The following is a 15,972-nucleotide window of genomic DNA, read 5'->3' on the forward strand; positions in this document are numbered from 1 at the left end:
GTTATTGTGCTCCTTTCACTGCGGCTGCCAATACGGCTTGACGCGGCTGTTGCGGGTGAGTAATCTTGTGCTCCCGAATCATCTCGATGAAGCGGTCAAACAGATAGCTGTTATCATATGGTCCTGGCGCTGCTTCCGGGTGATACTGAACGGAAAACGCCGGGAATGTTTTATGTTTCAGACCTTCAATGGTCTTATCATTATTGTTGATATGTGTCACTTCAAGCTCCGTATTTTTCACGGATTCTTCGTTTACGGTGTAACCGTGGTTCTGGGATGTGATGAAGCAACGTCCGCTCTCCAGTTCTTTAACCGGGTGGTTTCCGCCGCGGTGTCCAAACTTGAGTTTCTCTGTATCGGCTCCTGCCGCAAGTGCGAACAGTTGGTGACCCAGGCAGATTCCGAAGATCGGATATTCGCCGAGCAGTTCACTGATCATTTTAACCGCGTGAGGAACGTCTTTCGGGTCCCCAGGGCCGTTGGACAGCTGGATGCCATCCGGGTTCATGCGGCGGATTTCGTCCGCTGTTACATCATGCGGAACTACAACAACGTCACAGTTACGTTTGCTGAGTTCACGCAAAATCCCTGTTTTGGCACCGTAGTCAACCAATACAATGCGTTCACCCGTTCCCGGGCTGTTGTATACATGTTGAGTAGAAGTCATAGGAACCTGGTTTCGCAGTTCAGCGATGCTGGTGTCTCCCATCATCTCCAGCAACTCTTCCACAGGTTTCGATCCTGTTGTGAGAATTCCTTTCATTGTGCCGTGGTGACGAATCCGGCGAGTCAGCATCCGTGTATCAATCTCGCTGATTCCTACGATGCCATACTCTTTAAGCAAATCGTCTACGCTGTATTCCGCACGCCAGTTACTTGGTGTCGGCTCATGACGACGTACCACAAAACCATGTACGAACGGACGAATCGACTCGAAGTCGTCACGCGTAATGCCGTAGTTACCAATCAGTGGGTACGTCATGGTTACGATTTGACCGCAATAAGAAGGATCCGAAAGCACCTCTTGATAGCCTGTAATTCCCGTATTAAAAACGACCTCACCTGTTGTTTCACCTTCAGCACCGAACGCTTTCCCGGTGAACAGTGTGCCGTCTTCCAACAATAATCTTGCCTGTGCCTGCATCCCATTTCACTCCTCTGTGTTTATCAACGTTGAATACTTTGAGTTGAACATGGGGGACGTTACGTTTGGTGCGGCTCCGTGGGCAGAAAACCCTTTGATCGCTGTTATCCCCGGATTACTTTGATCCCATTCTTCAAATGGAGTAATCCGGTGATAAAGGCGAACGCTTTGCTTCTTCGGGTTCTTTCTGCCCACTCCACAGTTACGTTGGTGTCCATGTTCAAAAGCATTATTCAACTTTTCTTTGTTTCGTATGTTTGACTCTCGGCATGGTCTGCCTTGAGTTAGTTGTAAAGATGTTATTGGTGTATAGGTTGTAGATTTAGAGTTATAAAGCCTTGTTGTTTTAAAAGAATTAAAGAGGAAAAGCTTATTTGATTTATTGATCTAATAAGTTACTGATTTACTGTTGTACCGTGTTATTCCACACGCTTTTGCCATCCACCCATGTCTGTACCGGCCATCCTTTTAGCTTCCAGCCTGTGAATGGTGTGTTTCTTCCTTTGGTAGCAAAAGTTGCTGGATCAACCGCTTTTTCCTCGTTCAGGTCAATCATCGTGATATCCGCTGGTGCTCCCTCTTCCAGCTTGCCAGTATCCAGTCGGAATACCCGTGCCGGATCTGCTGTCATGCGTTTCACGAGGAAGTCCAGGCTCCAAAGCCCTGTTTCCACAAACTTCGTGTACAACAGCGGGAAAGCCGTTTCGAATCCAACGATACCGAACGGTGCCAGCTCCATACCTTTTGCTTTCTCTTCTTCGCTATGCGGCGCGTGATCGGTAACGATCATATCCAGCGTTCCGTCCAGCAAACCTTCGATACAAGCTTGCACGTCGCGTGGTGAGCGTAGGGGCGGGTTCATCTTCCAGTTGGCATCCATACCTGGGATATCCTCATCCGACAATACCAGATGGTGCGGACATACCTCAGCAGTTACTTTAATACCGATGGACTTCGCCAGGCGAATCAAGCGAACCGACTGCTCCGTACTTACGTGGCAGACGTGGTAGTGAACTCCCGTTGCTTCTGCAAGCAGGATATCACGGCCTACGTGGATGGCCTCGGATTCATTAGGGATACCTTTGATACCATGACGCTTCGAAAACTCGCCTTCTGTCACATATCCGCCAACTACCAATGAGTCGTCTTCGCAGTGAGCGATGACTGGCATATCCATACTTGCTGCGAGGCTCATAGCATCTTTCATCATTTGAGCGTTTTGTACGCCCACCCCATCATCCGTGAATCCAATCGCACCCGCTTCTTTCAATGCGGCGAAATCCGTAAGTTCACGTCCAAGCTCGTTCTTCGTAATAGCTGCATAAGGCAGTACTTTAACCAGGTCGGCTTCTTTGGCTTTATCCAAAACCAACTTAACGACATCTGCGCTGTCGGTTACCGGTCTTGTGTTTGGCATACATGCAATCGTTGTAAAACCACCTTGTGCTGCCGAACGGGCACCCGTCTCGATCGTCTCTTTATGCTCGAATCCAGGTTCACGCAGATGCACGTGCATATCAATCAAACCGGGAATGACCAGTTTGCCTGAAGCATCGGTTACGCTATGCGCTGATTGCTCTGCTTTCAGTACCGCTTCGTCTTCCACTCCAGCGATCTTTTGAATTTTTCCTTCATCTATAATGATCGTTTTCCGTTCAAGTTCCCCTTGATGATTCAAGATGTTCGCGTTCTTTATAATCTGTAGCATAATTGCCCTCCGCTTCGGTTCTGTCCGACTTGCCAGACAAGCCGGGTGATTTTCTTTATCGTGTACCCTCACATTGCTCTATAAGAACTTCCGTCCCGTCAGCCTATGACCCACAGCCAGACCCTGTTACAGTTTCATCGCACGTTCCATGACCGCCATGCGGATTGGAACACCGTTTGCCATCTGCGGGAAGATCCGCGATGCTGCGCTCTCCACTACCGCGTCATCTACCTCGACATTTCGGTTCACAGGAGCAGGGTGCATAATGATTGTGCTTGGTTTCAGGCGTGATGCCCGTTCTTCCGTCAATCCGTAGTGTTCGCGATAATCCTCAGCCGAAGTAATCAGGCCATGTTTATGACGCTCCAGTTGAACTCGGAGCATCATGACTACATCCGCATCGAGTGCTTCTTCCAGACCTACATAAGGCGCGTGTTCTGCGAGCTCCGGTGCCTGCATCGTTTGCGGTGCGCAGAAGCTCACATCCGCACCAAACTTTTGCAGTGCCCACAGATTGGAGCGAGCTACCCGGCTATGCAGGATGTCTCCGATGATCGACACACGCAAACCTTTCAGCTCACCGAAAGCCTTCCGCATCGTGTAGAGATCCAACAACGCCTGGGTAGGGTGCTCGTTATTCCCGTCTCCGGCATTCACCAGTGGAACATTCACTTTCTGAGCCAGTTGTTGCAGAACACCCGAAGGTTTCAACCGAATCACTCCTGCGTCAATGCCCATGGACTCCAGTGTGCGTACCGTATCATAGATGGATTCACCTTTCTCCACGCTTGATGCAGCCGCCGTGAAGTTCAGTACTTGTGCACCCAGACGTTTTTCTGCCATCTCAAATGAGAAGCGAGTACGCGTGCTGTTCTCGAAGAACATGTTGGCTACGAAGTGGGATTCCAGTACAGGAACCAGTTTCTCCTTCTGCGCTTCCCAGTGTGTTGCTCTGTTCAGAATGGAGTCGATCTCATCGCGGCTAAGGTCCTTAAGGCCAAGCAAGCTCCGGTCCTTCAATGCTGGTTGTGTAATCATCATGCCTGTTCCCCCCGGTTCTGAATGATCTTGACTTCGTCCTGTCCGTCCGTTTCTATCAGTGCAACCTCGATCTCCTCTGATTTAGAAGTCGGCACATTCTTGCCGATAAAATCAGGTCGAATCGGAAGTTCCCGGTGTCCGCGATCTGCGAGAACCGCCAGCTGAATGTTCTGTGGTCTTCCACAATCCATCAGGGCATCCATCGCTGCGCGAATCGTACGTCCGGTATAGAGCACATCATCGAACAAAATCACTTTTTTGTTATGAATTGAAAGTGATTCAGGTGTCATCGTCAACAGTTCCTTGCGATTCGCTTTATTCTCTTCCAAGCGATCATCGCGATAAGGGGTCACATCGAGTTCTCCCCAAGGGATCGGTGTACCTTCGATTTCTTCAATCTTGGCGGCGATCCGTTCTGCGAGGTATACACCCCGTGTTCGAATTCCGATAAGTACACAACCCTCAATACCTTTGTTTTTTTCCAAAATCTCATGGGCAATCCGTGTTAATGCGCGGCGGATCGCGGTTTCATCCATAATGACATGTGTCTCTGTGCTCATGCGTTCAGCCTCCTCAGGATTTACCTTTCAGATCATGGCCCCGTGACGAGGAGAACAAAAAAGACTCCTTGCCGTGTTCATTGGCAAGGAGTCTCCGAACTTCAGACCGCTCTGAAGAAAGTTTACTCTCGGGATGCATCGCTTGATTTGCCGCAGCAAAAAACGATGTATCGTTCACGTTACCTTGCCAGTCTCACGGGACTGATTTAAAGGTGCTATTCATGTCGTTCATATTGCAGGACCTCACAGGGTTCTGTACTCAATATGTCCGTTTGTCTCCATGAATTATGACAGAAAGACAACCCTCTGTCAACACCTCAACATCACAGGCGAAATTCCTCTACTGTATTCCCTTAGAATCAGCAGTTCGGCTGAAAAACATCCAAACACATCACATTTCATTCGTTATTCATAATTATACAATAATTCTGTATATTTATCCATAGGCAATTGCGGAGAATCTTACAACCAAAATAATCCTCTGACTATACTCAACGTTGAGACAGAGCCCTATTCTTTGGAACATGCAATGAGTTTCGTCATAGCTATCTTAAGTTCTGAATGCATTTTTAATATGATCCATCTCTTCTAATTTTAGAGTTCAACGTCCAGAAACACGGAATACATGAAGGCTCTGCATTAGTACCCAGCGAAATGGGTAAAGTTTATAAACATGAAACAATTCATAGATGCTTCAATAAAGCCGATATACATAAGGATTTACAAATACGCGACATAGAAATAAGATAAGACCTACATTTATTTACATTTAGGAGGAAGTTATGCGTCACATTTGGCAAGTTTACAAAACAGACTGGTTGCATATTTTGAAGGTTCCCACAGGTATTTTTCTAATTGTGGCTATTATTTTACTACCCGGGGTGTATGACTGGGTCAACGTGAAGTCCGTATGGGACCCATACAGCAACACCCAAGGGATCAAAATTGCGGTGACAACCGAGGACAAGGGTGCAACTGTTGCAGGAACTAATGTCAATATTGGAGACGAACTGGTGTCCAGCCTGAAACAGAACGAAAAGCTGGGATGGACTTTTGTGGGCCAGGCTGAGGCTGATCGTGGTGTGCAAACAGGAGAGTATTATGCAAGCCTGCTCATTCCTGGGGACTTTTCAACCAAAATTACAGGTATCGTTGACGGGAAGCTGGAGCGCCCAGAGGTAATCTATACCGTTAATGAGAAGGTTAATGCCATCGCTCCAAAAATCACGGGTTCCGGTGTATCTGCGATAACAACACAAATCAATGAAAATTTCACTGAAGCCGTCAGTCAGGCTGTTCTAACCAAATTGAAGGAAGCCGGAGTTGAGATCAATGCCCAGCTTCCAACTTTGCGCAAGATGGAGAATGGCATATTCACGCTGGAGAAAAATCTTCCGGATATACAAGCTGCAGGTCAAAAGGTACTGGAAGTAGAAAAAGCCATGCCTGGTATCGTAAAAGATGCTCAAAAGATCGTCGAGATCGAAAAAAAACTGCCTGAAATCAATGAAGCCGCACAGTATGTGCTCAAGGTGCAGGAGTATTGGCCACAAATTAATGATGCAGCATCCGAGGTGTTGGCTATTCAGGGGCGTATTCCCCATATTCAAAAAGCCGTAGAACGTATTCAAGAAGTGGATGCAAACTTTGGTCAGGTATCAGGTGTCATCCAAACGGCCCTGGATAAAACCAATAAGGCTCTCTCTATCGTAACGGCCGCAGAGCAAGATCTGGACAAAGTATCCCAAATCGCTGGTAACGGGATTGAGCTGGCCGAAGGCTTAAATCACTTTGTGGATTCCAGTGAAGAAGCATTTCAGGCTATAGGCCCGGCGATTCGGCAAAACCTGCTGCTGGTGCAGCAAATATCAAACGCTGCATCAGACGTATTTGGGCAATTGCAGAATACAGATCTTAATAACCTGCCGACAGCAGAAGATCTGGACCGGATCGCTGCCCGTTTGGGGATTGCAGTAAGACTCGTCGACAGCATGGCAGAACTACTGGGCAAAATCGACAACTTACTTCCAAGCCATCCACTTGCTAATAAAATTACGCAGCTGAACACCATTTCAGATAAACTTCAGCTGCAAATCCGCCTGACAGGGATTATCAGTGATGCTCTGCGTCGTAATACAACTCCGCCCGCAGACGTCATCGCCCAGTTAAATGCTCTCTCCAAGGACATTAGCAGCGGCATTGGCAATATCATGAACACCTACGAGAGCGAAATATCGCCGGCTCTTGCGGCTGGTGCGGATAAGCTGAGGTCTATCCTTTCCACTTCAGCAGATACACTACAGGGAGCAAGAGATCGAATTCCGGATATCGCGGACATTCTTGCGTCAGCCAAAGAAGGGATTACGTTTGGGCAGACTGAATTGACAAAAATCCAGAGCGAACTGCCTCAAATACAATCTAAGATTCATGAGATATCGGAGACACTCGCGAATAAAAGTGAAGGCTTCATCCAAGCTTTGAACACAGTATCTTCATTAATTCGAAACGATCTGCCCAAGCTGGGGACCAAGCTGAATGAAGCAGCTGATTTTGTTCGGAACGATCTGCCCAATGCCGAGAAACAGATAGGCAAGGCATCCGATTTTGTACAGAACCAGCTTCCGGAGGTCGAACAAGGAGTACATCGTGTTGCCACGCTTGTACGTGATGATTTGCCAGCATTGGAAAGTGCCCTCAGCAAGGCAGCAGACAAACTTAGAGAAGTCGAAGGTAATAACCAGTTTGCCGAGCTCGCCAAGCTTTTGCGCGGCGACATTGAAGAAGAGAGTGCTTTCCTAGCAAGTCCGGTGAAAATCAAGGAACAACAGCTTTACCCGATTCCGAATTACGGATCAGCCATGTCACCATTTTATGGCGTGCTGTCCTTGTGGGTCGGCTCAACGCTACTGATTTCCCTGCTTCGTGCCGAAGCTGAGAATCCAGAAGGCAAGTTCCGGGGATACGAGTTGTATCTTGGACGTCTTGCCACTTTTCTGACTATTGGATTGCTTCAAGCGATCTGTGTCAGCCTGGGAGATATATTGATTCTCGGCACCTATGTCGCAGATAAAGTGTGGTTTGTCTTGTTTGCCATGCTGGTGAGTGCCGTATTTGTCACCATAACGTACACCCTGCTGTCCGTTTTTGGGAATATCGGAAAAGGGATCGCGATCATCTTCATGGTGTTTCAGTTCTCCAGCTCCGGCGGTACGTTTCCAATCAGCATGACATCGCCCTTTTTCCAGGCATTGAATCCGTTCATGCCCTTCACGTATGCGATTAGTCTACTGCGTGAGTCGGTCGGCGGCATCTTGTGGTCGACTGCCATCAAGGATATTCTGTGGTTGTGCATGTTCATCGCGCTGAGTCTCATCGTTGCTCTCGCTTTGAAACGTCCACTCAGCAGTCTCACCAAACGTTCAGCCGAGAATGCCAAGAAGACCAAAATCATTGCTTAAAATCGTCCGTGAGACCCTCTGCGTAATCAACGCAGTGGGTCTTTTGTTTATCCCAACATGCACATATCGAATGAATCATACCAAACAAGACAAGGCCATTGGATTTAAAGTCCAATGGCCTTGTCTCATTATAAAGATAATTAAAATCTCTGATTATTTCACTGTACGTTCCTGTTCCAACTGATCATAGGACTGCTTAATGGTTGTTAAAGTTTCTACATGACGGTAGATGTTGTTCCCTGCGGTGACGAGAATACATATCATGATCAAGCCTATTAGCACTTTTTTACCCAGCCCCGGACGAAGACAGATGACGAAGCCCCCACCGAGGAGGAAAAACGCAAACAGATAGTGTCCTGCGTACAGGTACATATCGTATTGAAATACCGCCAGCCCGAAACCAACAACGATATGAAGTAAAAAGGCAAACAGAATGTATGGCACAAGAGTCCACACTTCCCGTTCACGGATGCCTTTGATAAACCCAGTGAGCGCCAGCAACAGGATAAATATACCCGTAAGCTGAACATAGATCGGATTGGAACGGGTCAAATCTGTTACAAACGCGACCATACCCGGGTCCAGCAAATGTACTTTCGGTGACAGCATCGGATTAATCGTTAGCAAACTTAGAGCTTTCCAATGAGCTGCGAACTGGAATGGAGTCGCATAGCTTGTTCCCCCATTTTGAATGCCAAGCAGCCAGTTACTGACCCAACTGCGACCGCCAAACGCGATGTATTGGATTCCTGTCAATACTACGATGAAGGCAACGGCCAGTGCCATAATCCCGATATACTTTTTCCAACCAGACTTGTTACGCCACGTACGCAAATTGAAAAACATGGCTGCCGCAAATGGTACAATGTTGGTCGACGTCAGTCCGAAGTTGATGGATGCCAGCAGCGCATTCGGGATGTAACGGACATCTTTCCGTTCCCGGGTGTATTGCATATACAGCACAGAGAACAGGATAACAAACTGTACGTACGGATACGAATCCGGAATCAACGCGGTAAACATCAGATAGGAGCTGAAACCGAACAATAAAGCGAAAAGTAACGGTGTGGTGATTTGTTTATCTTTTTGATTTAAAAACAGAAACACCAGCACAACCGAACCTGCATTCACAAGGGACTGCAGGACAAGAAAGAACCAATTCCCGCCCAGCAATTGAGCACCTGCTTCAAGCGTGACCGCTAGAAATGAAATTAACGGATGAATAACCGAAGAACTGTTGCTTCCGTAATACATGGAAGGATCGAAGTTAAATAAATTAAGTGGAAACTGCGTCGTACTAAATGGCGTGTATGACCCAAGTAGCTCTGCGTGATTCGCAATGTACGTCACGTAAGGTCCATTCATGAGAGCGTAAAAAAGAGCAAAACCCGCAAACAGGCCAAATGCCGTCCAATTGGTCCTGCGATTATAAAATATGTAGTCCAAAAATTTCATGCATTCACATCCAGTTTCATTATTCTAGAAAACCAATAAACACAACCCGCCCATAATACAAGTGACACCGATCCAGCGCAAAGGACCCACCGCTTCCTTAAAGGCAAACCGCGCTATAATGAGCGTCCACACATACGTTAACGCATTGGCTGGCAGCACAACCGTTAAGGGAAGAAATTTCAACAATACAATGTTCAGCAGCGCACCTGTACCATAGAATCCTAGCCCCATTAAAACATGCAGCTTTTTGCGGCTGGTAGCGTAGGCTTTCAAACCCGCTCCCCCCATCGCTCCACACAGGGTCATTGCAATTAATACAGCAATCATCCAGCTATCGATCAACACTGGTCAACGTCACCCCAATTCCAAGCAGCACAACAGCGGCCAACTTCTGCACCGTAATTTCTTCTCCTAGCAAAAAGTATCCATAGATCAGCGCAAACACATAGCTTGCACACATCAAAGGATAGGCCACAGACAGCTTTTCCAAAGCAAAAGCCTTGATCATCAAAATGGCACCCAGCCCATAACAGAGAAAGCCGATGCCCAGATAGATCCACTCGGTCAGCCCCCACTTCCAGAACAATTGGCCTGTCGCTGTAAGAAAAGCGGAGACCAGCATCAACAGCTTGCCTGTATGGCGCCCTTTTATCTCCCCCACGACAATGCCTCCATCTCTGGCACGCGCTTGTTAATAAAGTATCGCTGACTCACCAACTGCATCACTGGAAGATCGGATAAGGAGTCGGAGTAGGAGCAGGATTGATCATAATCAATCACCATCTTTTTCTCATCCAGATAGGCCTGAATTCGACGAACCTTCTCATCCCCTTTGCAATTGCTGCCATCAATCCTACAGGTATAGCCATTCGAGTGACGAACCAGATCGGTACCAATGACATGATCCACCCAGGGAAAGTTTTTAAAATATTTCATATAGGCATGCGGAGATGCGGTCACCAGCAATACATGATAGCCTGCTTCCTTACGGTGCTGCATCTCTACACTTGCCTCCGCAAAAATGGCAGTACGCAATCGTGTATCAAAAAAATGCTCCAGATCATTTTCGGACATGCGTTCAATGCTTTTGAAATAGGAACGTTTGACACGCTCAACCGTCATCAGACCTGCCTTGAACAGCGCGGTATGAAATGCAATTACAGGCAATCTCCATACCTGCCATGGGTAACGGCGAACGCCGTAATGTACAAACTGAAACATGGAATCTCTGCGTATAATCGTTTTATCAATATCAAAGATGGCGATTTTCGTGCTTTTCACCCTGATCCCCTCTACCTTCCAGACTCAAACTTTTATTCAAAAATAGCAAAAATCGAAATAACACTTATGACATACAAAATGACCGTGATCAAGATGGGCTTGTCCTCAAATAGAACTCGATCTGGGGAACCACCTTGGTTCTTCATATGAATCAGATACAGATAGCGGAACATGCCGTATATAACCAAAGGAATCGTCCACATTAAATGAATGGTACGATCGGATGTGAACGTAAAGAGCGAATAGCTAATAATGGTCGCCGTTGTGACAATGGTATTGAACTGATCCAATAACGTTATCGAGTAGTTATCCAATACTTTACGGTGTGAACCAGTATTTCCCTCAAGCAGGGTGAGTTCATTCCTCCGTTTGCCGATAGCCAGGAACAGGGACAGCAGCATCGTACAGATGAGGAACCACGGCGTAAATGGCACATGGATCAGGACACCGCCTGCAATCGCACGAAGCACAAATCCAGCCGCAATGGTCATCATATCTAAAATAACGAGATGTTTGAGTACAAATGAGTACGACACATTCAATAGGAAATAAACAATACATAATACTCCGAATAATGGGTTCATCACGAAGGCTGTCCCGACGGAAAGAATTAATAACAGAATTCCGAACAACAAGGCGTGAGCCGGATTGACCTGTCCAGAAGCAAGGGGACGGAACATCTTCACCGGATGCTGACGATCTCTGTCGCGATCTACATAATCGTTTAAAATATAAACGCAGCTTGCAACAAGGCTAAATAAAATAAAACCTAGCAAAGTCGATAGAATGGTCTCCGTCCGAATTTCCTCAAAAGAAAAAAGCAGCGCGGCAAACAACAGCAAATTTTTGGTCCATTGTTTTGGTCTCAATAGTTTAAGCAATCCTGAAACGGTATTGCCTGTCCCTGCAGCAGGTGTGGACACGGTATTGGTACGTGATGATAACAATTTCCATTACTCCCTTCAAAAGCAACTTCTGACTATAATAAATAACGTAAAGATCTAATCATATGTTGCTTGTATAATTTTGTAAAGGTATTACAGGGAGAAATTATATTTTTTTGCATAAAAAAAGAGACCGTTTCCGGTCTCTTCTTTCTTTACTTTACATCATTATGATTATGTGAATTAATTAAAATTCGAATTGCACGTCGCTCAGGCGGCGTTTAATTTCAGCGATAACACGTTTCTCTTCTTCTTCCCCTTTAGCTTCAAAGGTAACGGAGAAACGAACAAAGTTACCTGCATCATCCCAAGGCACCGAAGAGATCAGTTTCTCACGGATCAGGAACTGGGAGAAGTCTTCGCCTGATTCAAAGCGGCGGCCTCCGACAATACCTTTTGGAGCTTCAACATAAAGGAAGAAGGAACCTTTAGGTTTCTCAGCCTGGAAGCCCAGCTCGTTCAGTGCAGCTACCAGCAGGTCGTGACGACGGGAATATTTCTCGGCGATTTTTTCCGTGATTTCCGGGTGGTTCAATCCATAAGCAGCAGCCTTTTGGATCGCGATGAACTGACCGGAGTCATTGTTGTCTTTCACGTCGCTGAATGCTTTAACAACAAGCGGGTTACCTGCAACAAAACCAATTCTCCAGCCTGTCATGTTATAGGACTTGGACAGGGAGTGCAATTCTACGCCCACATCCTTCGCACCAGGTACAGACAGGAAGCTGAACGGTTTTTTGCCGTCATAAGTCAATGCTGCGTATGGAGCATCATGTACAACGACTACGCTGTATTTCTTCGCCCATTCAACCACTTCCGTAAAGAACTCCACGGTAGCACTCGCGCCCGTTGGGTTATTCGGGTAGTTCAGATAGAGCAACTTCGCACGTTTCGCAATATCTTCCGGAATAGCCGACAGATCTGGCAGGAAGTTGTTCTCCTTGGTCAATTGAATGTTGAACACTTCACCACCCAGGTATTTGGTGTGTGTACCCATAACCGGATACCCTGGCACCGTCATAATCGTTACATCACCTGGATTGATGAAGCAAGAAGGCATCATCGCCAAAGCTGGCTTGGAACCGATGGAATGCACGATTTCAGTTGATGCATCGATACCTTCAACATTAAATACATTTTTCAAGTAAGCAGCTGCCGCTTCCTTGAATTCAGGAATACCGTTATCCGCGTATCCACGGTTTTCAGGTTTGGAGGCTTGCTCCGCCAATGCAGCTACGATGCCTGCATCTGCCATCTCGTCTGGTTCACCTACGCCGAGGTCAATCAATTCTACATTGGGAAAATCTTTTTTAGCCGAAGCTTTGGCACGTTTGATTTTCTCGAATTTATAGATGTTGGTGTCTTTACCATAGTTGGAGCCGCCAATACGGTCGGCAAAATTAGTCTGAATGTACGTTTCCTGATATTTATCGATACTCATGATTTTGTTCATCTCCTCATTTGACGCAAATTTCTACACTTTAATATGAAGCATTTGCGCGTTCAAAACCATGGACAAATTATCCGAACATTTGTACTTTCTCGAGCTGTCAGCGGCTACGCAGTGAGGCCAGAACATCTTCCATATCCTGCGGAAGCGGAGCTGTAAATTCAAGGTATTCTCCGGTCGTTGGATGTACAAAACCGAGAATCGCGGCATGCAGGGCTTGTCCCTGCATTTTGATTCCTTTATTACGACCATACGTCGGATCTCCAACAAGCGGATGACCAATGAACTTCATGTGAACACGAATCTGGTGGGTACGTCCTGTCTCCAATTTCAGTTCCAACAACGTGTAGTCATTGATGCGCTCCGTGACGGTGAAATGCGTAACCGCATGTTTACTGTTACGCTCTGTAACGGTGTACATTTTGCGATCATTGGTATCTCGACCAATGGGTGCATCAATCGTACCCTGATCATGGCTAAGATGCCCATGAACGAGTGCAATATATCGTCTATTCACACTATGCTCTTTGAGCTGAGCAGCCAGCGAGGCGTGAGCACGATCATTTTTGGCAGCCATAATTAGACCTGATGTGTCCTTATCAATCCGATGCACAATACCGGGACGCAGCTCGCCGTTAATGCCTGAGAGATCTTTACAGTGATACATCAGTGCATTAACAAGTGTTCCTGACGTATGCCCTGGTGCTGGATGTACAACAAGGCCACGCTGTTTGTTAATAACGATCAAATCACTATCTTCATACACCACTTCAAGCGGAATATCTTCAGCAATAATCTCCACAGTCGTCGGCTCAGGGATCAGAAGCTCTATCAGATCACCTTCAGATAATTTGGTGTTAGCTTTGACTTTAACTCCGTTCACCGTTACGAATCCGTCTCCAATCCACAATTGAACTTGGGAGCGCGATACGTTATCCATGGATTCTGTAATATATTTGTCAATTCGTTCTTTTTTATGTTCAGCGGCAACCGTCCATTCCATACGATCATTGCCATTCAAGAGTTCATCGTCATGCGTTGACGTATCTCCGTTATTCTGTTCTTCATTTTGCGTTTTACTCATGATGTTCATTCCCTTCGACCTTTGCGGCTGCTTTCTCGCGCCGTCCTTCAAGCAACGTTTCTACAATAATCAGTACCACACCGATACAGATCGCCGAGTCGGCTATGTTGAAAATGGGAAACGTATAGCTACCAAAATTAAGCTGGATAAAATCGACCACTTCTCCGGTCAAAGCCCGATCCAGGAAGTTACCAATGGCTCCCCCAAGCACCAAACTAAGCGCCACGGGCAGCAATTTGTGCGGAGTATCTTTTACCTTTTGCAAATACCAAACCAAAGCCACCACGACAACCAGTGTAACTACAATAAAGAACCAGCGTTGATCCTGCAAAATACCAAAAGCTGCACCTGAGTTACGATGTGATGTGATGACAAAGAAATTGCCAATCACCGGAATTTCATCTCTAAGTTCCATCCGGGTTGCAATTAGGAACTTCGTTCCCTGATCGACTAAAAATACGATAAAAGCGAGGATATAATACACCACGTTTGTTTGTCACTCCGTTCTTGTCTTTTCCAAACGATACCAGGCTTTACGCCAGACTTGTTCATTGTAGCACAGCTGTTTGGAAATCGTCCACGACGCGGTTAGCCCCAGCCCGGATGGCAAAAACGATAACATTTCCCTTCTGTAATTCTGCACGAAATGGTACATCCTACAACAGAGTTAAAATCCGGAGTCCATACGGAACAGAAAGGGGAAAATGATGTCACATTTCAATGCTAAACAACTGCAATCGTTACGTTCCCAACTGATAACCGAAAAGCGTGACATTGAACATAGACTGGAGCAAAACGAACATTATGGTCTTGGTGATTCCATGAAGCTTCAAACAGGTGAATTATCACCGATTGACAACCATCCAGGTGATGTAGCTACCGAGATGTATGAGCGCGAAAAGGATATTTCTCTGCTGGAGCATGATGAATTTCAACTGGAGCGCATCGATTCTGCCCTGCATTCCATCGAAGAAGGCCATTATGGAACTTGCGCCGTGTGTCAGCAACCTATCCCCTATGAACGCATGCAAGCTGTTCCTTACACCAAATACTGCAAAAAACATCAACCGGAAACCGTTGTCTCCGAAAATCGTCCTGTCGAGGAAGAATTCCTCGCTCCTGCCTTTGGCCGCACAAGCCTGGATGAACGTGACGACCAGAACGGCTTCGACGGTGAAGATGCATGGCAGATTGTTGAAAGTTGGGGCACCTCCAATACTCCGGCTATGGCTGAGGGACGCGACATCGACAGTTATGATGTTATGGCGATTGAAGCCACTGACGAAGTGGAGGGCTGCGTTGAGGCATATGAGAGCTTTGTCGCAACCGATATCTACGGCCATGACGTGTCCATCGTACGTAATCGGCAATATCGACAGTACCTAGAGAACCGTGAAGGTGATGGTCTGTTAGAACCAGATGTCGAGTCAGACGACTCATATTAACCCACGGGTAACCTAATAAGTGTTCAATTCCAGCTGTCGCTGCACAATCCGTACAATATCTGCGATGTAATCACCCACGATGGGCAGATTAAGCGCACCAAGCACTTGTAACACGTAAATGATCGTTGCTGCAAAAAAAGTAAAACCGATGGCGATTCCCACGCCCCTTGCGGCGCCGGACAACAGATTAAGTCCGATCAGCTTCCACGGCCGGTTCAGTAATTCCGTATACTGTGCGATTCGTGAACGTTCGAGTTCATTCGCGAGCCGGTTAGTGAGCTTGTGAAGTTCTTCAATCTTGTCCTCCGCATTCTTGGAATGCGTCGTGGATTCTGAATTAGATGGCGATTGGGTATCCTGTTCGTTCATAATTTACTCAGTTCCTTTGATGTATATAGAATG

At 46.6% G+C, this 15,972-nt stretch carries 16 protein-coding genes; 2 read left to right on the forward strand and 14 right to left on the reverse strand.

Going from position 1 to position 15,972, the window contains the following annotated elements; genetic code table 11:
• Position 1 precedes the first annotated feature (1 nt).
• The 4 genes from carA to pyrR all read right to left on the reverse strand — a co-directional run bounded on the left by carA (position 2) and on the right by pyrR (position 4,453).
• Positions 2 to 1,144, reverse strand: a complete 1,143-nt coding sequence (gene carA, locus CRO25_RS19790; RefSeq protein ID WP_063567867.1) for a glutamine-hydrolyzing carbamoyl-phosphate synthase small subunit — start codon at positions 1,142 to 1,144, stop codon at positions 2 to 4.
• A 403-nt stretch (positions 1,145 to 1,547) separates the two neighbouring features.
• The gene (locus CRO25_RS19795; protein WP_072734473.1) at positions 1,548 to 2,852 is read right to left on the reverse strand and encodes a dihydroorotase; all 1,305 of its coding nucleotides are present in this window, start codon (positions 2,850 to 2,852) and stop codon (positions 1,548 to 1,550) included.
• 126 nt (positions 2,853 to 2,978) lie between these two features.
• Positions 2,979 to 3,890 carry an aspartate carbamoyltransferase catalytic subunit gene (locus CRO25_RS19800; RefSeq protein WP_097115805.1) on the reverse strand — a complete coding sequence of 304 codons (912 nt, stop codon included), beginning with the start codon at positions 3,888 to 3,890 and terminating at the stop codon, positions 2,979 to 2,981.
• Positions 3,890 to 4,453 carry a bifunctional pyr operon transcriptional regulator/uracil phosphoribosyltransferase PyrR gene (gene pyrR / locus CRO25_RS19805; RefSeq protein ID WP_072734474.1) on the reverse strand — a complete coding sequence of 188 codons (564 nt, stop codon included), beginning with the start codon at positions 4,451 to 4,453 and terminating at the stop codon, positions 3,890 to 3,892. Before pyrR ends, CRO25_RS19800 begins: the two co-directional genes overlap by 1 nt.
• A 782-nt stretch (positions 4,454 to 5,235) precedes the next feature.
• Between pyrR and CRO25_RS19810 the strand changes: the two genes are divergently transcribed.
• Entirely contained in the window at positions 5,236 to 7,911 is a 2,676-nt protein-coding gene (locus tag CRO25_RS19810) for a YhgE/Pip domain-containing protein (protein ID WP_079696185.1), read from the forward strand.
• A gap of 153 nt (positions 7,912 to 8,064) precedes the next feature.
• Here CRO25_RS19810 and CRO25_RS19815 read toward each other — a convergent pair whose 3' ends face one another.
• From CRO25_RS19815 to CRO25_RS33470, 9 genes are all read right to left on the reverse strand, one after another.
• On the reverse strand, positions 8,065 to 9,366 hold the full coding sequence (locus CRO25_RS19815) for a DUF6080 domain-containing protein (protein WP_079696186.1): 1,302 nt from the start codon (positions 9,364 to 9,366) through the stop codon (positions 8,065 to 8,067).
• A gap of 24 nt (positions 9,367 to 9,390) precedes the next feature.
• Positions 9,391 to 9,693, reverse strand: coding sequence for a permease (locus CRO25_RS19820; RefSeq protein WP_256338016.1), 303 nt, complete (start codon positions 9,691 to 9,693; stop codon positions 9,391 to 9,393).
• Positions 9,694 to 9,697: 4 nt separating this feature from the next.
• Complete coding sequence (locus CRO25_RS19825; protein WP_090810048.1) at positions 9,698 to 9,988, reverse strand: EamA family transporter; 291 nt, start codon at positions 9,986 to 9,988, stop codon at positions 9,698 to 9,700.
• A 26-nt stretch (positions 9,989 to 10,014) separates the two neighbouring features.
• Entirely contained in the window at positions 10,015 to 10,647 is a 633-nt protein-coding gene (locus tag CRO25_RS19830) for an HAD-IB family hydrolase (RefSeq protein WP_079696187.1), read from the reverse strand.
• Between the two features lie 32 nt (positions 10,648 to 10,679).
• Positions 10,680 to 11,594, reverse strand: a complete 915-nt coding sequence (locus tag CRO25_RS19835; RefSeq protein WP_372829006.1) for a decaprenyl-phosphate phosphoribosyltransferase — start codon at positions 11,592 to 11,594, stop codon at positions 10,680 to 10,682.
• A gap of 184 nt (positions 11,595 to 11,778) precedes the next feature.
• Positions 11,779 to 13,032, reverse strand: a complete 1,254-nt coding sequence (locus CRO25_RS19840; RefSeq protein WP_063567860.1) for an LL-diaminopimelate aminotransferase — start codon at positions 13,030 to 13,032, stop codon at positions 11,779 to 11,781.
• A gap of 109 nt (positions 13,033 to 13,141) precedes the next feature.
• Positions 13,142 to 14,125 carry an RluA family pseudouridine synthase gene (locus tag CRO25_RS19845; protein WP_090809957.1) on the reverse strand — a complete coding sequence of 328 codons (984 nt, stop codon included), beginning with the start codon at positions 14,123 to 14,125 and terminating at the stop codon, positions 13,142 to 13,144.
• Positions 14,118 to 14,612, reverse strand: coding sequence for a signal peptidase II (gene lspA, locus CRO25_RS19850; protein ID WP_024628399.1), 495 nt, complete (start codon positions 14,610 to 14,612; stop codon positions 14,118 to 14,120). The genes CRO25_RS19845 and lspA overlap by 8 nt, the downstream gene beginning before the upstream one ends.
• A gap of 9 nt (positions 14,613 to 14,621) precedes the next feature.
• Positions 14,622 to 14,768, reverse strand: coding sequence for a hypothetical protein (locus CRO25_RS33470; RefSeq protein WP_157258414.1), 147 nt, complete (start codon positions 14,766 to 14,768; stop codon positions 14,622 to 14,624).
• A 64-nt stretch (positions 14,769 to 14,832) separates the two neighbouring features.
• On the opposite strand from CRO25_RS33470, the gene CRO25_RS19855 reads away from it, so the two are divergent.
• Complete coding sequence (locus CRO25_RS19855; protein ID WP_079696188.1) at positions 14,833 to 15,570, forward strand: TraR/DksA C4-type zinc finger protein; 738 nt, start codon at positions 14,833 to 14,835, stop codon at positions 15,568 to 15,570.
• A 12-nt stretch (positions 15,571 to 15,582) separates the two neighbouring features.
• Here CRO25_RS19855 and CRO25_RS19860 read toward each other — a convergent pair whose 3' ends face one another.
• Positions 15,583 to 15,939, reverse strand: coding sequence for a DUF5665 domain-containing protein (locus tag CRO25_RS19860; protein ID WP_063567857.1), 357 nt, complete (start codon positions 15,937 to 15,939; stop codon positions 15,583 to 15,585).
• Between the last annotated feature and the right edge of the window lie 33 nt (positions 15,940 to 15,972).

It is taken from the genome of Paenibacillus sp. RU5M, from assembly GCF_900221055.1.
Lineage (GTDB): Bacteria > Bacillota > Bacilli > Paenibacillales > Paenibacillaceae > Paenibacillus > Paenibacillus marchantiae.